The following is a 21945-nucleotide window of genomic DNA, read 5'->3' on the forward strand; positions in this document are numbered from 1 at the left end:
CTCTTATTTGTCATATCCACTCTCTATTTTTAATTTCTCTGTGATCCGGACAGCTTCCACCGCCTCACGCACATCATGTACACGCAGGATGTGCGCTCCTTTCATCAACGCAACAGTGTCCAATACGGTTGTCCCGTTTAATGAATCTTGCGGGGTTCCTCCCAATAATTTATAAATCATTGATTTCCGCGAAACTCCCACTAAAACGGGAAGTTCGAATATGTGGAATTCTTCCAGATGCGCCATCAGTTCATAATTATGCTCCAATGTTTTTCCGAATCCGAATCCCGGATCGAGAATGATATCTTTCACTCCCAAGTCGCGAAGTTGCTGCACTTTACGAGCGAAATACAGGAAAACATCTTTAATCAGGTTATCATAAGACGGTTCTTTCTGCATACTTTGGGGTGTTCCCTTCATATGCATCATAATATAGGGCACTCCCAAGTCGGCTACTGTCTGAAACATCCGGTGATCCATTTCACCGGCAGCTATGTCATTAATCATAGCAACTCCATATTCTTTCACACATTCTTCGGCTACATCAGCCCGGAAAGTATCAACAGAGATAATAGCTTCCGGATGATTATGGTTCAGGATTTCCAGACCGGTACGCAGTCTGTTCATCTCTTCTTCAGCAGAAATATGTTCGGCATTCGGCCGTGAAGAATAGGCGCCTATATCAATTATCGAAGCACCTTCATCAAGTATCTGACGGGCCCGGGCAGCAATGTCCTCTTTGGTCTGCATCCGGCTGCGGGAATAAAAAGAATCGGGAGTTACATTCAATATTCCCATCACCTGCGGAGTAGCAAGATCGAGCAACCGCCCTTTTACATTTATATAAATAGGAGATATAGGTTTCATCATTGACAACATTCCTTTTAGATCGCCTACAAATGTAGATAAAAAAAGCAAGTATTCGTACTAAAAAGAAGAAATAAACGTATATTTGCAAACTATAGAAGAAACCGAAAAATTCATACCATGAGCCGATTAACCCTATTTCACGTAGGATTTCTTTTCCTCATTTTGTTCTTTACCACTACTGCTAAAGCTCAAAAAGAGGCTGAAACTTTCAATGTTGACTCTACTCTCTATGAATATTATCAACGTTGTCAAGAATACCTATTAGAGCCTGTTGTGCTTAGCATGTCCGACACATTGTTCAGAATGGCCGGTGAACGGCATGATGAACGAATGCAGGCAGTAGCCATAGCCACCCGACTGGATTACTATTATTTTCAGGGAACCAATGAAGATAGTGTCATCCACTATACCAACAAAGTAAAAGAATTCGCCAAAGCCACTCATCAGCCTAAATATTATTATTTTGCATGGGCCAACAGGCTAGTTACCTATTACTTAAAAACAAGCAGAACAAACATAGCACTTTATGAAGTGCAAAATATGTTAAAAGAAGCTCAGAAAGAGGATGACAAAACCGGTTTGTCCCGTTGCTACAACATTATGTCGCAAATCTACACTATCAAAAGATTCGATTCGATGGCCTTCGAATGGCGGTTGAAGGAAATCGAACTAACTGAAAAATACAATATCGAAAACTATAATATTTCCCAGACGTATGCCCAGATAGCCAACTATTACATCAGCCAGAAAAAACAAAAAGAAGCATTGAGAGCTGTGGAAAAGGCCATTTCAACAGCCAATTCTTCTACACAGCAAATATCTGCCAAGTTGGAGTACGTTAACTACTACAGCAAGTTCGGTGACTTTCAGGCAGCCGAAAAAATATTGAAGGAATGTCAGATTGCATTCGAACAGGATAAAAGACTGGAATCGATCAAAAAGAGACTGTATAATATAGAATGTTTGTACTATCAGCAGACCAGGCAATATCAAAAAGCATTGGAAGCTGCAGAGATGCAAGAAAAGGAAGAGCACCGTTTAAGCGAAAGTATACTTAGCAGCAGTCACTATCGTACACAGGGAGAAATCTACCAGAAGATGGGGAATATGAACATGGCAGTCAAATATCTGCAAATGTATATCAACACCGACGACTCCTTAAAAATAGCCAATGAGCAAGTAGCCAGCAGCGAATTTGCCACCTTGCTAAACGTTGAGAAACTCAATGCCGAAAAGAAAGAACTAATGCTCCAGGCACAGGAAAAGGAGTTGCATAATAAAACAACATTGATTATCTCATTGATTATTTTATTAGGTATTCTATTCTTATTCCTTTATAGAGAAAACTTCCTGAAACGCAAACTGAAAGTTTCGGAAGCAGAACTCAAAACAAAGAATGAGGAACTTACGGTGTCGAGGGAAGAATTACGTAAAGCCAAAGACATAGCGGAAGCGAGCAGCCGGATGAAGACAACGTTCATCCAGAGCATGACCCATGAAATCCGTACACCGCTCAACTCTATTGTAGGCTTCTCGCAGGTGTTAAGCGATCACTACAGCAATAGTCCGGAAACACAGGAGTTTGTCAATATTATCAAGAGCAACAGTAACGACTTGCTCCGACTGGTCACTGACGTGCTCGCTCTGTCGGAACTGGATCAATATGAGCAACTGCCCACAGATGATGAAACAGATATGAATACGATCTGTCAACTTGCCTCTGAAGTGGCCAAAGACAACAGGCAAAAGGATGTGGAAGTTCTGTTCGAACCTGCAAAAGAAAACCTGCTCATACGCAGTAATTCGGAACGCATATCACAGGTGTTGAACAACCTGGCACATAATGCCGCCAAATTTACAACTCATGGCAGTATCCGCATAGCTTATTCCGTACTGGAAGCTGAAAAGAAAATTGAAATCAGTGTCACCGATACAGGAACTGGTATTCCGAAAGATCAGCAGGAGGCGGTATTTGAGCGTTTCTACAAAATGAATTCTTTCACACAAGGCACCGGTCTCGGACTGCCGATATGCCGGAGCATTGCCGAGAAGTTAGGAGGCAGCCTCCGGATCGACTCTTCCTATACGGACGGATGCCGGATGATACTGACTCTTCCTTTGGTATATGCCTAAGTAAAAATCTGTCCGAACTCCCATCAAATCCGAAAGAATAGCCTATCTTTGCAGCGTTTTAAATAAAAGATCAGGTTATGAAACTTTCTGCTCTTTACCAGATTTTTCTGGATTGCCAATCAGTAACTACTGATAGCCGGAACTGCCCGGACGGTTCTTTGTTTATCGCCTTGAAAGGTGAGTCATTCAACGGTAATGCATTTGCAAAACTAGCGCTAGACTCCGGATGCGCATTTGCCATTATTGATGAAGCCGAATATGCCGTAGAAGGTGATAAACGATATATACTTGTAGACAACTGCTTGCAGACAATGCAGCAACTTGCCAACTATCATCGCCGCCAACTCGGAACGCGTGTGATCGGTATTACGGGCACTAATGGGAAAACGACCACCAAAGAATTAATTTCCAGTGTTCTCTGCCAAGCCCATAACGTGCTTTATACTTTAGGTAATCTCAACAACCACATCGGTGTACCGACCACCCTATTGCGTTTGAAACCGGAGCATGACCTTGCTGTTATCGAGATGGGTGCCAATCATCCGGGAGAAATCAAGTTTCTTTGTGAAATAGCCGAACCGGATTATGGCATTATCACCAATGTAGGTAAAGCTCACCTGGAAGGATTCGGTTCTTTCGAAGGAGTGATTAAGACTAAAGGAGAGTTATATGATTTCCTCCGTAAGAAAGATGCCATCACCTTTATTCATCACGATAACGCTTATTTGATGAATATCGCGCAGGGATTGAACCTGATTTCTTATGGAACTGAAGATGATCTCTATGTCAACGGACAGATTACTGACAATTCGCCTTATCTCGCTTTCGAATGGAAAGCCGGCAAGGACGGTGAACGCCATCAGGTTCGCACACAGTTGATCGGAGAATATAATTTCCCGAATGCCCTGGCTGCCATCACTATCGGACGTTTCTTCGGAGTGGAAGCGAAGAAGATTGATGAGGCTCTGGCAAGCTATACGCCACAGAACAATCGCTCCCAACTTAAAAAGACAGAAGATAACACGCTTATCATCGATGCATATAATGCAAATCCAACCAGCATGATGGCTGCTTTGCAAAACTTCCGGAACATGACAGTCCCCCACAAGATGCTCATATTAGGAGATATGCGCGAACTGGGTGCTGAAAGCCCGGCCGAACATCAGAAAATCGTTGACTACATAAAAGAAAGTGGTTTTGAGAAAGTATGGCTCGTAGGAGAACTGTTTGCCGCAAGCGAACATTCTTTCAAAACGTACGCCAATGCGCAGGAAGTTATAAAGGATCTGCAAGCTAACAAACCCAAAGGGTATACTATTCTTATCAAAGGCTCTAACGGAATCAAACTTAGCTCAACGGTAGAGTATTTATAACGGAAAAATAAACGAGTGAACAGTAAATGATAAACGGTGAATATTGGATGCAACCATTATTCACCGTTTCTATTTTTCATTCACTGCTTATTCATCATTCTGGGGCGTACGACATAATAGGCTATTAAACTAGCCAGAATCGCTCCCGTAGTATTAGCTGCAAAGTCCAACCAGTCTCCACCCCGGTATGTAGTGCAATATTCCTGCAACAATTCCACACAACCACTAAAAAGTACAGGGCAAAGGAATGCGCCTACCCATGCATGCCATATCGGAGCATTGTCCCTGCGATGTGCACGCAAAAATTCCAGCCACAGCATCCCCGACATACCCAAATACATACAAACATGAACCAGTTTGTCGAGGTTAGGAATTTCATCTAAATCCGTCTTAGGCGGTTTAAAGAACGACAGATAAATCACTGTCAGAATGATAAAAAGCGAGATTGGATATTTCTTAATATAAGATAGCATATCTAAATAATGTTACAATTTTCGTGCAAATATAAGTATCATTTTCTATATTTGCGCTCTAATACGTATATTTTATAACGATTTGTAAGATAAAACAAGATTTATGGCAAAAAATGATAGAGCAAACTTCGGCAGTAAATTAGGAGTCATACTCGCTTCTGCCGGCTCTGCAGTCGGATTGGGTAATATATGGAGGTTTCCCTATGAAACAGGAAACCATGGAGGCGCTGCTTTTATATTGATCTATTTAGGCTGCATTCTTCTTCTGGGATTGCCTATTATGATTGCCGAGTTCCTGATAGGACGCCGTTCGAGAGCTAACACAGCTAGAGCATATCAGAAATTAGTACCTGGAACACATTGGCGTTGGGTAGGACGCATGGGGGTATTGGCAGGCTTCCTGATACTTAGTTATTATGCTGTAGTAGCAGGATGGACACTCGAATATATTTTTGAAGCTGCTACTAATGGCTTTGCCGGAAAAACCTCCGGAGAGTTCATATCCTCTTTTCAACAATTCTCCAGTAGCCCATGGAGACCGGTTGTATGGTTGGTGGCATTCTTGTTGATTACTCATTTCATCATTGTGAAAGGGGTAGAAAAAGGAATCGAAAAGTCCTCCAAGATCATGATGCCTACCCTGTTTATCATTATCCTCATACTGGTTGTTTGCTCGGTCACTCTGCCGGGAGCCGGTGCAGGTATCGAATTCCTGCTCAAGCCCGACTTTAGCAAAGTGGACGGAAATGTATTTTTGAGTGCCATGGGACAAGCGTTCTTCTCATTGAGTTTGGGAATGGGATGCCTTTGTACGTACGCCTCCTATTTCAGTAAAGAAACCAACCTGACCAAAACAGCTTTCAGCGTAGGAATCATTGATACCTTTGTGGCGATACTAGCCGGATTTATCATCTTCCCGGCAGCTTTTTCCGTAGGCATACAACCTGATTCAGGTCCGAGTCTGATCTTTATCACCCTGCCTAATGTATTCCAACAGGCATTTAGCGGAGTTCCCATACTGGCATATATATTCTCTGTCATGTTTTATGCGTTGTTGGCAATGGCTGCTTTAACTTCTACCATTTCCCTGCACGAAGTAGTAACCGCTTATTTACATGAGGAGTTCAACCTCTCCCGTGGAAAAGCAGCAAGGTTAGTCACCGGCGGTTGTGTCTTCCTCGGAATATTCTGTTCACTATCACTGGGAGTCATGAAAGGATTTACCGTTTTCGGACTGGGCATGTTCGACCTCTTCGACTTTGTAACAGCTAAAATCATGTTACCACTGGGCGGATTGTGCATCTCCCTCTTTACCGGATGGTATCTGGACAAGAAGATTGTATGGTCGGAGATTACCAATGACGGTTCATTAAAGGTACCGGTATACAAACTCATTATCTTTATATTAAAATATATCGCACCAATCGCCATCTCACTGATATTTATCAATGAACTGGGATTAATCAAGCTATAATGTGGAAAGACTTCCTTTATTATACTAAAACAGAACGACAAGGCATTATCGTCCTTGTCGTTCTTATTTTAGGAGTATATGCCGCCCCTAAACTCTTCTCCTTTTTCACACACGCTGAAGATACCGACTGCAGAGAGAACGAGAAGTTCGATAAGGAATACAACGACTTTATTTCCTCCCTCCGGGAAACCAAACCTCACCAAAAGTCCGGTCATTCTTTTCAATCATCCCCTCAAAGGGAAATCAAGCTTGCGATGTTTGACCCGAACACCGCAGACTCCACTACTTTTCTTTCGCTTGGATTACCATCCTGGATGATAAAGAATATCCTGCACTATCGCTATAAACAAGGTAAATTCCGCCACCCGGAAGATTTCCGAAAGATATATGGACTCACGGAAGAACAATACCAGACTCTTCGTCCTTATATACAAATTACAGAAGATTTCAGTTCGACAAATAAAGACACGGTACGATTGTTAACCGCACCAAGCATACAACGGGACACCCTTGTGAAATATCTCCCGGGAACTGTCATCAGTCTCAACTCCGCAGATACCACCGAACTGAAGAAGATTCCGGGAATCGGAAGCAGCATTGCCCGGATGATTGTGAATTACCGCGAACGGCTGGGAGGCTTTTTCCGAATAGAGCAGTTACAGGAGATTCATCTAAAGGCAGAGAAACTCCGTCCGTGGTTTTCCATTGACACCCATCAGACACGCCGCATCAATGTAAATAAAGCCGGCATGGAACGAATGATGCATCATCCATACATAAACTACTACCAAGCAAAGGTTATCATAGAATATCGGAAAAAGAAAGGATTCTTAAAAAGTCTGAAGCAATTATCTCTCTATGAGGAGTTCACTCCTATTGATCTTGAACGGCTAGAGCCCTACATTTGTTATAATTAATAAAAAAAAGATGCATTCCTATCACACCAGACAAGAATGCATCACACACAAACAAAACAAACACTCTACTATCATCTTCACAGACTTCCGTAGAGAAGCGACTATAAATATATAGCTAAAAGATAGAACACTTGCAAGGCTCTACCTTTTTGGTATACATTTTTAGAAATTAGGTTCTCTAATTAATCTTTTTTAATCATACCATCCACTATATGAACGGTCCGGTCCGTAATTTTGGCAAGCCCCTCGTCATGCGTCACAATGACAAAAGTCTGCCCCAGCCGGTCTCTCAAATCGAAGAACAGTTGATGTAAATCTTCTTTATTATGTGTATCCAGACTACCGGATGGTTCGTCTGCCAGAATAACTGCCGGATCGTTGATTAAAGCCCTCGCTACCGCCACCCGTTGTTTCTCGCCTCCCGACAATTCATTCGGTTTATGAGAAGCCCTGTCAACCAGTCCCATAAAATCCAGAATCTTCATAGCGCGTTCGTGCGCCTCCTTCGAAGATACCCCAGCGATTAGAGCGGGAATCATCACATTTTCCAATGCCGTGAACTCCGGCAGTAGTTGGTGAAACTGGAAAACAAAACCAATATTCTTATTACGAAATGCAGATAGTTCTTTCTCCTTCATCCGACTCACCATTGTTCCGTCAATCTGTACCACACCTGCGTCCGGTTCATCTAAAGTGCCCATTATCTGCAATAACGTAGTTTTACCCGCACCGCTCGGGCCTACAATACTAATAATTTCTCCTTTGTTGATTTCCAGATCAATGCCTTTCAACACCTGTAATGAGCCGAAACTCTTCGTAATCCCTTCTAGTTTTATCATAATAGCCTTATAATCGTTTAATGACATATTCAGCCAGATAACACCCAAACACGGCCGGCATATAACTAACTGTTCCACATGTCGATTTCTTATTCTGTTCATCCTCCGTCAGCAATACCGCTTTCGGATCGGCTTGCTCCGTACTGAATACCACCGGAAGTTTCCGTTTCATTCCCATCTTCTGCAAACGCTTTCGCACAGCCTTACTCAAACCGCAATGATACGTCTCCCAAAGATCGGCAAAACGAACCTGAGTAATGTCACTCTTCGCCCCTGCTCCCATACTGGAAACTATCTTTATACGACGTTTCATCGCTTCATAAATCAGAAAGCATTTCGGACTGATCGTATCAATAGCATCTACTATAAAATCATATTTATCGGCATCCAGCAGTTCCGGTATATTTTCATCCTTCAGGTAAACAGGAAGGACAGTCAGCTCAATCGCCGGATTTATATCTTTATAACGGGCTGCCAACACTTCCGCTTTCGTCCTCCCCAGCGTGGAATGCATGGCCGGCAACTGACGATTCATATTAGTAGGCTGCACTGTATCGGCATCTACAATCGTCATCCGCCCGACACCTGCACGGCAAATCATCTCGGCGGCATAAGCACCTACTCCACCCAGTCCCACGACCAATACGTGCGCGTTCCGGATGCGTTCCATCTTTTCCTCTCCTAACAGGAGTTCCGTTCTCTGTTGCCAGTCGTATCTTTCCATTAGTTTTTCTTTAACCATTTATAGAACCATTTGCCGACCTTCTCATAATGTTGAGACTCATTATGTCCACGAGGATCGGAGAATGACACAATTTCCTGCGGTTCGCCAAACTGGTCGGGATACAGGATTATCAAACTATTATTAGAGAAATATTTTCCTAATTGTGCCGGGAGACGTTCAAAAGAGGGATCATAAGAGATAGATCCGCGACGGGCAGAGATAACTACCAATAAATGGTCATAATTCACCTGCCCTGTCAACAGCAAGAGATCCTCCCACTCCTCCAATATGGAGAATTCCGTCGGAGTACCTGCATGTCGCTTTTTCACAAGTTGCTGAACACGCATCAATGTACGCTCATTGGCAAAAAAATGCACCCGACAGCCCAGGATACTTCCCATACGGCAGAAGTGTTCCACCCATTTAGAGAATCCCGACTCATATTCGGCCTTTGGCGGAACGGCAATATTGATTCGACGCAGGGTATTAACAGGCATCAGGAATTTGGCAATCATCACTTCACGATGCGTACCTTTCAACAGACTTTCGGCCAGATGTCCGAAGAAAGAGTCGACAATATTTGCTTTCCGGTGCAGACCGATCACAATATCCGTAGCTTCATACTCCTTGATTGTATGGATAATCCCCGAAGCAATATTCAAGTCATAGCGACTCACCATCGTAACAGGCACATCGGCAGCAGCGGCAATCATAGCCGCCTTCTCCAGATTACGTTTACCCTGCTGCTCTTTCTTCTCCGAACTGTTATTGTCATTGATAACGTTCAATGCCACCAATGCATTTTTCTGCTTGGCATCCTTTATTACTAAAGCCAGATTAATCAAATCTTCAATCGTCTCCGGGTTAGCCACCGGAATCAAGATTTGTTCCGTATTTACTTTTTTAGCTTCTTCTTCCGCCTGCACATTCTCATCCAAAGCAAAACGACGTGCCGAACGTTCGGTTACCAAAGAACTGATGACACAAGTGAAAAGTATCATCACTACCGTACCGTTCAATACATCATCATTCAGCAACCGTTCTCCATTCTCCATAATGATTTCATGACCGATCAACACTGCTGCCAGTGTAGCTGCGGCCTGCGCATTACTCAAACCGAATATCATGCTCCGTTCATTGGACTGCATCCGATAGATCTTTTGTGTGATCCAGGCAGCCAGCCATTTGCTAAAGGTTGCCACCACTGTCATCACAATAGCTACTTTCAATGCTTCACCTCCGGTAAACAGGCTTCTTACATCAATAATCATTCCGACGCCAATCAGAAAATAGGGAATAAACAGTGCATTTCCCACAAATTCCAACCGGTTCATCAAAGGAGATACATGAGGAATCAAACGATTCAACACTAATCCTGCCAGGAAAGCACCTAAAATTCCTTCCATTCCCACAAATTCCATCAATCCTCCTCCGAGGAAAACCATCGCCAGCACAAACACAAACTGCATCACGCTGTCATCATACTTCCGGAAGAACCAGCGTCCGATACGGGGGAAAAAGAATACAATCAGGAATCCGAGGAAAGCCACTTTTGCCACAAGAAATACCCAGAACCAACCATCAACAGTGCCTTTAAACATACCACCTATGACGGCAAGAATAATCAAAGCAAGAGTAACGGTGACAGCAGTACCACCAATGGTGATATTGACACTGCGCAAACGAGACAATCCGTAACGGCTAATAATAGGATAAGCAATTAAGGTATGAGAAGCGTACATACTTGCCAACAATACCGCCGTGAGAAAACCATATCCCAGCATACTCATACTACTCCATATCCCTAACGCCATAGGAATCAGAAAGGTGAGCCAGCCGAACACGAAACTTTTCGTCCGGTTCTTCTTAAAGTCCTCCATATCCATCTCAAGACCGGCAAGGAACATGATGTAATAGAGTCCTACTTTACCAAACAGTTCAAAACTACTGTCGCGGTCGAGCACATGAAAGCCGTGTTCGCCAATCAAGACACCCGCCAGAATCATGCCTATAATATGAGGTATATGGAGACGCCCCAAAATCATCGGAGCAAAAAGAATGATAATTAGTACCAAAAAGAACACCCAGGTCGGATCAGAAATCGGCAGCGTTAAATTGAGATCAAACAGGTTCATAGGCTGTGTTTTTTAGGAATTTTCTGCAAAGGAACAAAAAAGTTTGCAGAATCCAATGAATGTCTAATGGTCATTTCACTCCAATAACCACGTCCAACTATACGGAAGCATGAGTAATCCGCCGAAAAACTGAAATATTTCTCTCAAAATCGATGTTTATATGCTAAATTGTTATAATTTTGCAGCCAAATCTTTTCTATTCGACAGGATAAGGAGAGAAATTCAATATTCACAATTTAACAAAAGAAAAAGATGAAAGTAGCTATTGTTGGCGTAAGCGGAGCCGTAGGACAAGAGTTCCTGCGCGTGCTCGATGAGAGAAACTTCCCGATGGACGAGTTAGTTTTGTTCGGTTCTAAACGTAGTGCCGGAACAACATATACTTTCCGCGGTAAACAGATCGAGGTGAAACTCTTACAACACAACGATGACTTTAAAGGGGTAGACATTGCTTTCACTTCTGCCGGTGCAGGAACATCTAAGGAGTTCGAGAAAACAATTACCAAGTATGGTGCTGTGATGATCGACAACTCCAGCGCTTTCCGTATGGATGCCGATGTGCCTTTGGTGGTGCCTGAAGTAAATGCAGAGGATGCATTGGAACGTCCGCGCGGCGTTATCGCCAACCCGAATTGTACGACTATCCAGATGGTAGTTGCACTGAAAGCCATCGAAAAGCTTTCTCATATAAAAACTGTGCACGTGTCTACCTATCAGGCAGCAAGTGGTGCGGGTGCCGCTGCCATGGACGAATTGTACGAACAATATCGTCAGGTATTGGCAAACGAACCTGTGACTGTAGAGAAGTTTGCCTATCAGTTGGCTTTCAACCTGATTCCGCAGATCGACGTGTTTACAGAAAACGGTTATACGAAAGAAGAGATGAAGATGTATAATGAAACACGCAAGATCATGCATTCTGACGTAAAAGTTAGCGCAACTTGCGTACGTGTTCCTGCATTACGTGCTCACTCTGAAAGTATTTGGGTAGAAACTGAACGTCCGATTTCCGTAGAAGAGGCTCGTGAAGCATTCGCTAACGGTGAAGGTCTGGTTCTGCAGGACAATCCTGCCGAAAAAGAATACCCGATGCCGTTGTTCCTGGCAGGTAAAGATCCGGTATACGTAGGCCGTATCCGCAAAGACCTGACAAACGAAAACGGATTGACTTTCTGGATTGTAGGTGACCAGATTAAGAAAGGGGCTGCCCTGAATGCTGTTCAGATTGCCGAATATTTGATTAAAGTAAAAAATATCTAATATAACAGACTGGATATAATATCCAGACAACTATAGATAAGCCCAATAAATCAGCCGGTTTGCAATGTGATAGTGATCACAATGCAAGCCGGTTTTTTTATTCTCCAAGCCGTAATTAGAGAGAAAATACCTATTCGTAGGTAAGAAGTCACTAGTTATAGGTATCAGCATTTACCAAAATAACTATTTATAGTGATTGATAGAAAGTCACTTTTTATCGAATTTTGCGCAAAACTTATCTATGAAATATTGTCTTTTTAATATAGCATTCTGGGGGCTACTATTTTTCAATTTATTTGAGGCCACAGCTAATTCAAACATCTATACAATCTCGGGACGTGTGACCGAGGCAAAAACGAATTCCCCTTTGCCTGGTGCTTCTATCCTCATTAAAGGTACCTATTTGTGGGCCGTATCCAATCAGAAAGGAGAATTTACGATACAAGGAGTACAGGAGGGAAAATATAATCTGGAGGTTTCTTTTCTTGGTTATGTACCGGCAACAATTCCCGTAAATGTACGCAGCAATATCAATAACCTTCCTATCATACTCAAAGAAAATACACTTGCACTGGATGATGTAGTCGTCACTGCACAAGCACCCAAAAATGAATTAAACACGACGCTCACTATCGGAAATCATGCATTGGAACATCTACAGGTGTCCAACGTGAGCGATATCTCCGCTCTCCTTCCGGGAGGAAAAACTAAAGTGCCGGATCTTACCACCAATAATATCTTCTCATTACGCGACGGAGGGTCAACAGCCGGTAATGCCGCATTTGGAACAGCCGTAGAAGTGGATGGAGTTCGTATTGGAAACAATGGTTCGTTTGGCAATATGAACGGAGTGGATACCCGGAATATCACTGTTGCAGATATTGAATCGGTGGAAGTCATCACCGGAGTGCCTTCGGCAGAATATGGAGACTTGAATAGTGGTATGGTCAAGATTCACACCCGGAAAGGGAAAACACCCTGGAACATATTGCTGTCTATCAATCCTCGCACCGAACAGGTTTCATTTGCTAAAGGATTGGATTTAGGAAACAATAAAGGTGTCATCAACATAAACGGTGAGTGGACCAAGGCTACTCAAAAGTTGGTATCTCCCTATTCTTCTTATACAAGAAGAGGATTCTCTGCCGGATATAGCAACACGTTCCGCAACGTATTAAGATTCGACATCGGTGTTACAGGCAATATCGGAGGAATGAATACCAAAGATGATCCTGATGCCTATTCGGGAGAATACAACAAAGTGAGAGATAACGTATTCCGGACAAACACTTCACTGGCCTGGCTGCTCAACAAATCGTGGATAACCAACCTCAAGTTCGACGCATCGATATACTACAATGATAACAACTCCCACGCGCATACGTTCTACTCCTATGCATCGGAGCAACCGGCTGTTCATGCCACAGAGGAAGGATATTTTATGGCAAACAAACTGCCATATACTTACTTTGCCGACCAAATCATCGACTCCAAAGAACTGGATTATACCGCATCGTTAAAATATGAATGGAACAGACGATTTAAGACTGTAAACAGCAACCTGAAAGCGGGTGTTCAATGGAAAGCAACAGGCAATGTGGGTGAAGGAGAATATTACAAAGACCCATCATTGGCTCCAAACGGTTATCGTCCCCGTCCTTACACTACTTATCCATATATGCATAATGTTTCGCTTTATGCAGAAGAAAGTCTGTCATTTCCTGTGGGAAATACCATGCTTAGACTGATGGCAGGGGTACGTTGGGAACATTTGTTTATCAAGGGAACGAAATATAAGAACCTGAATACTCTTTCACCACGTTTCAATGCCAGATGGCAGTTGAACGAACATATCGCTATCCGTGGCGGTTGGGGAATTACCGAAAAGCTGCCCTCTTTCTACACCTTGTATCCCAAACAGGAATATCGGGACATACAGACCTTCGGCTTTTCCTATAATAAGATTGAATCATCTTATATATATTATAGTCAGCCCTACACGTTATTGCACAATGAAAACCTACGCTGGCAACGGAATCAGAACGCAGAAATCGGTCTGGACGTCAACATTGCCCGTACCAGAATTTCATTAGTCGGTTATTTCAACCGTACCAAGCTGCCGTATAAATACGCAAGTACTTATACTCCGTTCTCCTATGATGTGCTCCAATTGCCGGATGGATTCACGATGCCGACTAACCCGCAAATCAATGTAGATAACCAGACAGGGATGGTTTACATACGCGACAATGCATCCAGTTACTGGACTCCTATGGATGTCAAAGTGACCGACCAGACTTTTGTAAAGTCAACTTCTCCCGACAATGGAATGGACGTGATTCGTCGCGGAGCGGAAATGATTGTTGATTTCCCGGAAATTACTCCGATTCGCACGCAATTCCGGGTAGATGCCGCTTATACTTATACGAAATACATCGACAACTCTTTATCGTATTATTATCAGAATGGATGGTCGCACACCAGTCTTGCCAATCGTTCTTACCAATATGTAGGTATCTACGCCAACGGCGACAACTTATCGACTACTGCCAACGGCAAGCGTACCCACTCGCTGGATGCCAATATCACAGCCATCACCCGTATTCCGAAAGCCAGACTGATTATTTCGTGCCGACTGGAAGCTTCGCTTGTGAAGCGTTCGCAGAACATCTCCGAGTATCAAGGAAAAGAATATGCTTTCAATGTGAGCGAAAGCAGTAATACCCAAACCGGGGGAAGTATCTATGACGGTAACTCTTATACCGCTATCTGGCCGGTAGCATACCTCGACCTGAATAATGAGATGCATCCTTTCACATCAGCGGAAGCCGCGAATCCGGAATTCTCCTACCTGATACGCAAATCGGGCAATGCCTATACATTTGCAGCAGACGGATATGATCCTTATTTTTCTGCCAATATCAATATCACCAAAGAGATTGGAGACTATGTATCTCTTTCTCTCAATGCGATTAATTTCACCAACTCACGGCCTTATGTAAAATCTCATGCAACGGGTGTAAGCGCTCTCTTCACCCCGGATTTCTATTATGGACTTACTTGCCGTATCAAATTCTAACTATATGAAACAATTCATCTACATATTATTACTAACAGTGACTGGCATCTTTGCGGGATGCACAGATATCGATAAAGAGAATCCGTATGACAACCAGTTGCACAGCCTGCAGGTTACTGCCGTATATCCGGACGGATACACGGATCATCTCCGGGAAGGAGTGACCGTAAAGATTGAAGATGTCGACCGTGGAAATTCTTACAAGGCTAAAACCGACAAGAATGGAGTGGCGCAATTCTCTTTGACCAAAGGTATATACCGCGTACAAGTCAGCGACAAAGGCGGAAAGGATATTTTCAACGGATTAGCTGATAATGTCAAACTAACCAGCGGAGACATGTCTCTTAATCTCCCGCTCATTCATTCCAAGGTCGGGACGATCATTATTAAAGAGATTTACTGCGGAGGATGCACAAAGTTACCGCTGGAAGGAAATTATCAGTCCGACAAGTACATTATCCTGCATAATAACGACTCGGAAGTGCAATATCTGGATAGTTTATGCTTCGGAGCACTCGACCCTTACAATTCACAAGCCACTAATGTATGGGTGACACAGGATGAAGTAACCGGAGCAACCATCTTCAAGGACTTCGCTCCCATCGTTCAGTGTATATGGCAATTTGGCGGTACCGGTAAAACATTCCCGCTTCAGCCGGGAGAAGATGCAGTGATTGCCATCAACGGAGCGGTTGACCATGCGGCACAATATCCGCAATCTGTCAACCTGAACAAACCCGGATATTTTGTATGCTATAATAATGTTTATTTTCCGAACACACAGTATCATCCGGCTCCGGGCGACCAGATCACACCAGATCATTACCTGAACGTAGTGTTGAAGACTGGTCAGGCGAACGCCTATTCATTCTCGATATTTTCTCCTGCCGCGGTTATTTTTAAAGCCAAGGATACCACGATACAGGACTTCGTTCTAAAAGAGGGAAGCGTCATACAAAAACCGGGAAGCACTACGGATCAGGTGATAGCGGTACCACTCGACTGGGTGATTGATGGCACGGAAGTATATTATGGCGGTTCCTCCAACAATAAAAAGCGTATTTCTCCATCCATCGATGCGGGATATGTCACTCAAAGTGCCACATACAACGGACGCAGTTTATACCGTCATGTGGATGAAGAAGCGACACAGGAAGCGGGTTACGAAGTACTGGTAGATACAAACAATTCTTCTACCGATTTTTATGAACGGGAAAAACAATCTTTGCATGAGTGAGATGAAGAAAATATATATAACAGGTCTTTGGATTCTATGTCTGACATCCGGAGTTTCGGCACAGACTTATGACATCATCGAACGGCGTAACTCCTGGAATGCCGGGGCAAATGTCACAGGTATCATGATGGACAGTATTTCTGCTTCCTATGCCGAACTGTACGGAAAGAATAACCACGGTGATTTCCGCAACTATTACGAAGCAAAAGAAGCATGGAGTGCCGGAGCGGTAGCAAAGTCCATCACTCATCTGAAAGGTTATTCACTGACGGGTTCGTTCTCATTCGATCATACTTCAGGCAAGGATATGAGCGGTTCGATGTTTATCCACCCAGGATTTTATCCCGTAGACCTCCTGGAGTTCACACCCGGACGTAAAGACTTGCAAACTTACGCTTTCATGGGTGGTATTGCAACTGATATTTCACCCAACTGGCGATTAGGAGGAAAGATAGACTTTGCCGCTTCCAACTATTCCAAACGAAAGGACTTGCGGCATACCAATTACCGACTGAATTTGAAAATAGCCCCCAGCGTCATGTATCATTCGGGAGATATGGCGATCGGCTTTTCCTATATTTTCGGTAAAAACAGTGAATCTGTGAAAGCAGAAGTCATCGGTACAGCCGAAAACTCTTACAATACTTTTCTGGATAAAGGACTTATGTATGGAGCTTACGAGGCATGGGACGGGAGTGGAATCCATCTTAGTGAATCGGGCGTCAACGGTTTCCCCATCAAAGAATTGTCGAACGGGGTAGCCTTGCAACTTCAATGGAAAGGATTTTACGGAGATGCTGAATACACGTATTCTTCAGGTTCTGCCGGTGAAAGAGATGCTATCTGGTTTAAATTTCCAACCCACCGGATTACCTCCCATTTGAGTTATCATTTCAAACAGGGAAAGAAAGAGCATTTTCTGCGACTGAATTTGCAATGGTCACATCTGGTCAACAATGAAAATGTGATAACCAAGGAAACGGTAAACGGGATAACGATCACTCACGTACACGGTTCCAATCGTATTTTTGAGCAGGATGTTTTCTCCGTCCATCCCGAATATGAATGGATTAGTCCCCGCACGGAACTTCGCCTGGGAACGAATATATCAACATTCAGACGACTGACCACACAGATGTATCCTTATGTAGCTTCGGAAAAGATGCTTTGTAGCCGGACTTATATCTCCAGCGTATTTCATCTGGGGAAACTCGACCTGAAAGCGGCTGCATCCTTTGCCATAGGAAACTTTACCGAGAAAAACAGGACTACGGCAACAGATACGGAACCGGGTGACCCGCCTTATCGACTGACTGATTATTACAATCTGAAAAATGAATATACAACTGCCCCACAGACGACTTTTCACCTCGGATTGCGCTATCATTTCAACTATGGAGTTTATGCGGAAGTACAGGGTAGTTATACGCACGGTTTCAACCTGCAATATATAGATGGTTCGAACCGTTGGAACGAGACTATCAAATTAGGATATACTTTTTGAAAACAATGAATATATAAACTAAATTATTAAGCAATGAAAAAGAGTTTGACATTTATCTTCGCAGCAGCGCTTTTGGTATCTTGCCAACAGGAAGAGAACGAAGCTACGACTCCTGCAAACAGTCGCATTACTATCTCTCCTATTATTACACGTGCTACGGAAGTTAACTTTGAGACCGGAGATAAAATCGGTGTTACAATCACCCAAAACGGTGACTTCGTATATGCAGAGAATAAACAGATGACATACAGTGACGGAGTATTTGCAGGCGATTTACTCTGGTACCCGGAAGGAAATGACAAATCGCAAATAGTAGCCTATTATCCCTATAAAGAGGGTAATACTCCGGCTTCATTTACTGTAGAAACCGATCAGACTAGTGGATATGGAGCGTCAGATTTTATGGCAGCAAAGAAATCGGATGTACTTCCGACTACCAACGTTATAAGCATGAACTTCAAACACATGTTTACTAAATTAGTGATTAATGTAACAAAGGAAATAGAAGCTAACATCTCGTCCATCACATTGAAAGGTTCTATCCCGACTGCAACTCTTGATTTGAGTGCTCTCACAGTGACTGCTGATGCAAACGCCTCCGCAACAAGCATTGTTGCACAAGCCGTTAAAGCGAATGAGACATACCGCGCCATTATCGTTCCCCAAACAGTAGCCTTGACGCTTGAAGTAGCAACATCTGACGGCAAGACCTTGTCACAGAAGCTCACATCTACCACTTTGGCACAAGGAGGACAATACAGTGTGAACATTCGCGTGTTACCTGACGATATAGAAGTCAAACTTAGTGGTGACATTGAAAACTGGACAGATGAGGGTGAAATTGGAGCTGATAATGAGATTCCTTTCGAGGAACATCTCGATCAGAACTATTTCCTGTATGATAATGTAAAATATAAGACTGTAACTCTCTCAAACGGTACGACATGGATGGCTGAACCGCTTATTTATTTACCGAAAGGGTATACTCCTTCAAGTGATCCAACTGCTGATAGCCATGTTTGGTATCCGTATGAAATCACAGCCGACGGTGCAACCGTAGCTACAACAAAAGAAAGTGCCATAAAAGAATTAGGTTATCTATATGATTTCCAGGCTGCACTGGGTGGTAAAGAAATTACTGATAGTAATCTGACCTCCTTTGAAGGAGCACAAGGAATCTGCCCGAAAGGATGGCACATACCGACACGTCTGGAGTACTTTAATCTGGTAGGAAAAACAACGAATGATGCCGACGGCAAGGTACCGGCTGATGGTGATAAAGCTCTTTTTTATGATACAGCTTATGATGGAGCCAAAATATCATCACTGATGGATGCAGGATTCAATTACCAATTCTCCGGTGTTCGTATGGCAACAAGTCTTACAGGCGCCGGCAGCTACCAAAAAACTGCAATAGCAGATGACGCCAAGATTCAAGCTGCGTGGCATGGAAAACCGGCAATGAATTATCTCATGACTTCGACCGCCTACAAACCCATATACAATAGTACCAGCGGCCTACTAACCAATATACAGTTCTTTGGATTAATGAGTACAATCAATGCAACCAAGTATCCGGAAGGCAGATTATCATTATCTTATGTTAGCATTAAAGCCGGTATGCAAGTTCGTTGCATAAGGGATCAAGCCGGCAACTAAAAGACTAATATTTGTTTCATGCCTTGAAACCTTTAGTTTCTCGGTGAGAAACCAACAGTTTCAAGGTTTGAAACTACCAGTTTCACACTGGGAAACTAAAAGTTTCAAGTAAGGCTACTCCCCTCGCCCGTAAGGCGAACTACGATAAGCTATAAACAAACGAAAAACAGATTACAAACTATATAAAAACGAAGCAATAACAATGAAAACAAAAAAGCTAACAATCGCAATTGCCATCGTGGCAATGACTTTTATCGGAACTTCATGTGGTAACAAACAACAGAAAAGCGCATCAGAAGCGACTACAGAACAGTCTGCATCTTCCGCCTTGGAAATTGATTCTCTTCTTGCCAATGCCGAAAGCCTTGCAGGACAAGAAGTGACCATTGAAGGCGTCTGCACACATACCTGCAAACATGGCGCAAAGAAAATCTTCCTGATGGGTAGCGACGATACCCATGTGATCCGTGTAGAAGCGGGCACTTTGGGAGCATTCGATCCTAAATGCGTGAACTCCATCGTTCGTGTTACCGGAACACTGAAAGAACAACGCATTGACGAAGCCTACCTCCAGAACTGGGAAGCGCAACTCAAAGCACAGGCTGCCGAGAAACACGGAACCGGTGAAGCCGGATGCGACTCTGAAAAGAAAGCACGTGGTGAAACAGCCAACAGCCCTGAAGCCCGCATTGCAGATTTCCGTGCAAAAATAGCCGACCGCAAGGCAGAAACAGGAAAAGAGTATTTATCTTTCTATTTCATGGAAGCTGACTCGTATGAAGTGGAGTAGTAACATCCGTAAGTGGAGTCGGCTCATACACCGTGACTTATCATTTTTCTTTTCCGGAATGGTATTGATATATGCCATTTCCGGAATTGTAATGAATCACCGTGACACTATTAATCCGAACTTCTCCATCACACGGAAAGAGTATAAGATAGCAGAAAAGCTACCGGATAAAGCAGGAATGAATAAGGAGAAAGTGCTCACTCTCCTGGAACCATTGGGAGAAAGCGGCAACTATACCAAATATTACTTCCCGAAAACGGACGTAATGAAAGTATTCCTGAAAGGCGGCTCCAATCTCCTGGTAAACGTGAAGACAGGAGAAGCGGTATATGAATCCGTCACCCGCCGCCCGCTTATCGGAGCAATGTCCCGCTTACATTACAACCCGGGACAATGGTGGACTTACTTTGCTGATATTTTCGCCATCGCTCTTATTATCATTACTCTCTCCGGCATTATCATGCTGAAAGGGAATAAGGGCATTATCGGCAGAGGAGGGATCGAAGTCATTGTCGGAATCTTGATTCCCATTCTTTTCCTTTTCTTCTTTTGAATAGAATAACAGATAAAATCAAATGGAACATATTATCGAATGTAACAATCTGACGCACTATTACGGCAAACGGTTGATTTACGAAAATCTTAGTTTCACAGTACCCAAAGGACGCATCTTGGGACTGTTGGGAAAGAACGGTACGGGCAAGACCACCACTATCAATATCTTGAGCGGTTACCTGAAACCCCGTTCGGGAGAATGTCGCATCTTCGGACAGGAGATTCAGACAATGGCACCGGCTCTGCGTCGCAATATCGGACTGCTCATCGAAGGTCATGTGCAATATCAATTCATGACCATCACCGAGATAGAGAAATTCTACGCAGCTTTCTACCCCGGTCAATGGAAAAAGGAAGCGTACTATGAACTGATGAATAAGTTGAAAGTCGCTCCCGGACAACGTATCTCGCGTATGTCCTGCGGACAACGTTCACAAGTAGCCCTCGGACTGATTCTCGCACAGAACCCGGAACTTCTCGTGCTGGATGATTTCTCCCTCGGACTCGATCCCGGCTATCGTCGCCTGTTTGTCGACTACCTCCGCGACTATGCCCGTTCAGAAGGAAAAACCGTCTTTCTGACCTCGCATATCATTCAGGACATGGAGCGGCTTGTTGACGACTGCATCATCATGGACTACGGAAAGATACTGATTCAGAAACCAATTGCCGAACTACTAGAAAAAGGACGTCGCTATACCTTCACTATTCCCGAAGGCTACGAACTTCCCGCATCTGATGATTTCTATCATCCTTCTGTCATGCGGAACCAGTTGGAGACTTTCTCTTTCCTTCAACCGGCAGAAACTGAAGCAAAACTGAAATCCATGTCAGTGCCCTACACTAATTTTCATAGTGAACAGGTGAATCTGGAAGATGCATTTATCGGCCTGACAGGCAAATACTAGAATCGTTGATAATTG

Annotated in this window: 17 protein-coding genes; 12 read left to right on the forward strand and 5 right to left on the reverse strand. The window is 43.4% G+C overall.

From position 1 onward, the window contains the following. Positions 1–3 precede the first annotated feature (3 nt). A complete protein-coding gene (gene folP, locus N5O98_RS09810) occupies positions 4–870 on the reverse strand; it encodes a dihydropteroate synthase (protein WP_182281629.1) in 867 nt (288 codons plus the stop codon). 117 nt (positions 871–987) lie between these two features. Between folP and N5O98_RS09815 the strand changes: the two genes are divergently transcribed. Together N5O98_RS09815 and N5O98_RS09820 are read left to right on the forward strand one after the other, a co-directional pair. Beyond that, on the forward strand, positions 988–3003 hold the full coding sequence (locus tag N5O98_RS09815) for a tetratricopeptide repeat-containing sensor histidine kinase (protein ID WP_004305080.1): 2016 nt from the start codon (positions 988–990) through the stop codon (positions 3001–3003). Positions 3004–3080: 77 nt separating this feature from the next. Beyond that, complete coding sequence (locus N5O98_RS09820; RefSeq protein WP_004305082.1) at positions 3081–4376, forward strand: UDP-N-acetylmuramoyl-tripeptide--D-alanyl-D-alanine ligase; 1296 nt, start codon at positions 3081–3083, stop codon at positions 4374–4376. Positions 4377–4456: 80 nt separating this feature from the next. Here the strand turns inward: N5O98_RS09820 and N5O98_RS09825 are convergent, their stop codons facing one another. Then, on the reverse strand, positions 4457–4849 hold the full coding sequence (locus tag N5O98_RS09825) for a VanZ family protein (protein WP_004305084.1): 393 nt from the start codon (positions 4847–4849) through the stop codon (positions 4457–4459). A 103-nt stretch (positions 4850–4952) separates the two neighbouring features. Between N5O98_RS09825 and N5O98_RS09830 the strand changes: the two genes are divergently transcribed. Continuing rightward, positions 4953–6323: a sodium-dependent transporter gene (locus N5O98_RS09830; protein ID WP_004309661.1), complete on the forward strand. Its 1371-nt coding sequence runs from the start codon at positions 4953–4955 to the stop codon at positions 6321–6323. After that, the gene (locus N5O98_RS09835; protein ID WP_004309660.1) at positions 6323–7240 is read left to right on the forward strand and encodes a helix-hairpin-helix domain-containing protein; all 918 of its coding nucleotides are present in this window, start codon (positions 6323–6325) and stop codon (positions 7238–7240) included. Before N5O98_RS09830 ends, N5O98_RS09835 begins: the two co-directional genes overlap by 1 nt. Before the next feature lie 182 nt (positions 7241–7422). On the opposite strand, the gene N5O98_RS09840 is transcribed toward N5O98_RS09835, so the two are convergent. The 3 genes from N5O98_RS09840 to N5O98_RS09850 are packed head-to-tail and all read right to left on the reverse strand — an operon-like array spanning position 7423 to position 10938. Further along, positions 7423–8079, reverse strand: a complete 657-nt coding sequence (locus N5O98_RS09840) for an ABC transporter ATP-binding protein (protein ID WP_004309659.1) — start codon at positions 8077–8079, stop codon at positions 7423–7425. Between the two features lie 7 nt (positions 8080–8086). Next, positions 8087–8821 (reverse strand): tRNA threonylcarbamoyladenosine dehydratase, encoded by a 735-nt coding sequence (locus tag N5O98_RS09845; protein WP_032842925.1) that lies wholly within the window; start codon positions 8819–8821, stop codon positions 8087–8089. Further along, positions 8803–10938 (reverse strand): cation:proton antiporter domain-containing protein, encoded by a 2136-nt coding sequence (locus N5O98_RS09850; RefSeq protein WP_004299709.1) that lies wholly within the window; start codon positions 10936–10938, stop codon positions 8803–8805. Before N5O98_RS09850 ends, N5O98_RS09845 begins: the two co-directional genes overlap by 19 nt. Positions 10939–11190: 252 nt before the next feature. Here N5O98_RS09850 and N5O98_RS09855 point away from each other — a divergent pair, with 252 nt between their 5' ends. From N5O98_RS09855 to N5O98_RS09890, 8 genes are all read left to right on the forward strand, one after another. Continuing rightward, on the forward strand, positions 11191–12198 hold the full coding sequence (locus N5O98_RS09855) for an aspartate-semialdehyde dehydrogenase (RefSeq protein ID WP_004299708.1): 1008 nt from the start codon (positions 11191–11193) through the stop codon (positions 12196–12198). A gap of 241 nt (positions 12199–12439) precedes the next feature. Then, positions 12440–15277 carry a TonB-dependent receptor gene (locus N5O98_RS09860; protein ID WP_004309658.1) on the forward strand — a complete coding sequence of 946 codons (2838 nt, stop codon included), beginning with the start codon at positions 12440–12442 and terminating at the stop codon, positions 15275–15277. 4 nt (positions 15278–15281) lie between these two features. Next, positions 15282–16514, forward strand: coding sequence for a DUF4876 domain-containing protein (locus N5O98_RS09865; RefSeq protein WP_118161209.1), 1233 nt, complete (start codon positions 15282–15284; stop codon positions 16512–16514). Beyond that, the gene (locus N5O98_RS09870; protein WP_055235232.1) at positions 16507–18018 is read left to right on the forward strand and encodes a DUF6850 family outer membrane beta-barrel protein; all 1512 of its coding nucleotides are present in this window, start codon (positions 16507–16509) and stop codon (positions 18016–18018) included. The genes N5O98_RS09865 and N5O98_RS09870 overlap by 8 nt, the downstream gene beginning before the upstream one ends. 33 nt (positions 18019–18051) lie before the next feature. After that, the gene (locus N5O98_RS09875) at positions 18052–19677 is read left to right on the forward strand and encodes a fimbrillin family protein (RefSeq protein WP_118161207.1); all 1626 of its coding nucleotides are present in this window, start codon (positions 18052–18054) and stop codon (positions 19675–19677) included. 202 nt (positions 19678–19879) lie between these two features. Continuing rightward, positions 19880–20467, forward strand: coding sequence for a hypothetical protein (locus N5O98_RS09880; RefSeq protein WP_004324549.1), 588 nt, complete (start codon positions 19880–19882; stop codon positions 20465–20467). Next, positions 20454–21020 (forward strand): PepSY-associated TM helix domain-containing protein, encoded by a 567-nt coding sequence (locus tag N5O98_RS09885; RefSeq protein WP_004305100.1) that lies wholly within the window; start codon positions 20454–20456, stop codon positions 21018–21020. Before N5O98_RS09880 ends, N5O98_RS09885 begins: the two co-directional genes overlap by 14 nt. 22 nt (positions 21021–21042) lie before the next feature. Continuing rightward, positions 21043–21930: an ABC transporter ATP-binding protein gene (locus N5O98_RS09890; protein ID WP_004324548.1), complete on the forward strand. Its 888-nt coding sequence runs from the start codon at positions 21043–21045 to the stop codon at positions 21928–21930. Positions 21931–21945 lie beyond the last annotated feature (15 nt).

Origin of the sequence: Bacteroides sp. LFL-34 (genome assembly GCF_027257075.1) — a bacterium.
Taxonomy (GTDB): domain Bacteria; phylum Bacteroidota; class Bacteroidia; order Bacteroidales; family Bacteroidaceae; genus Bacteroides; species Bacteroides ovatus.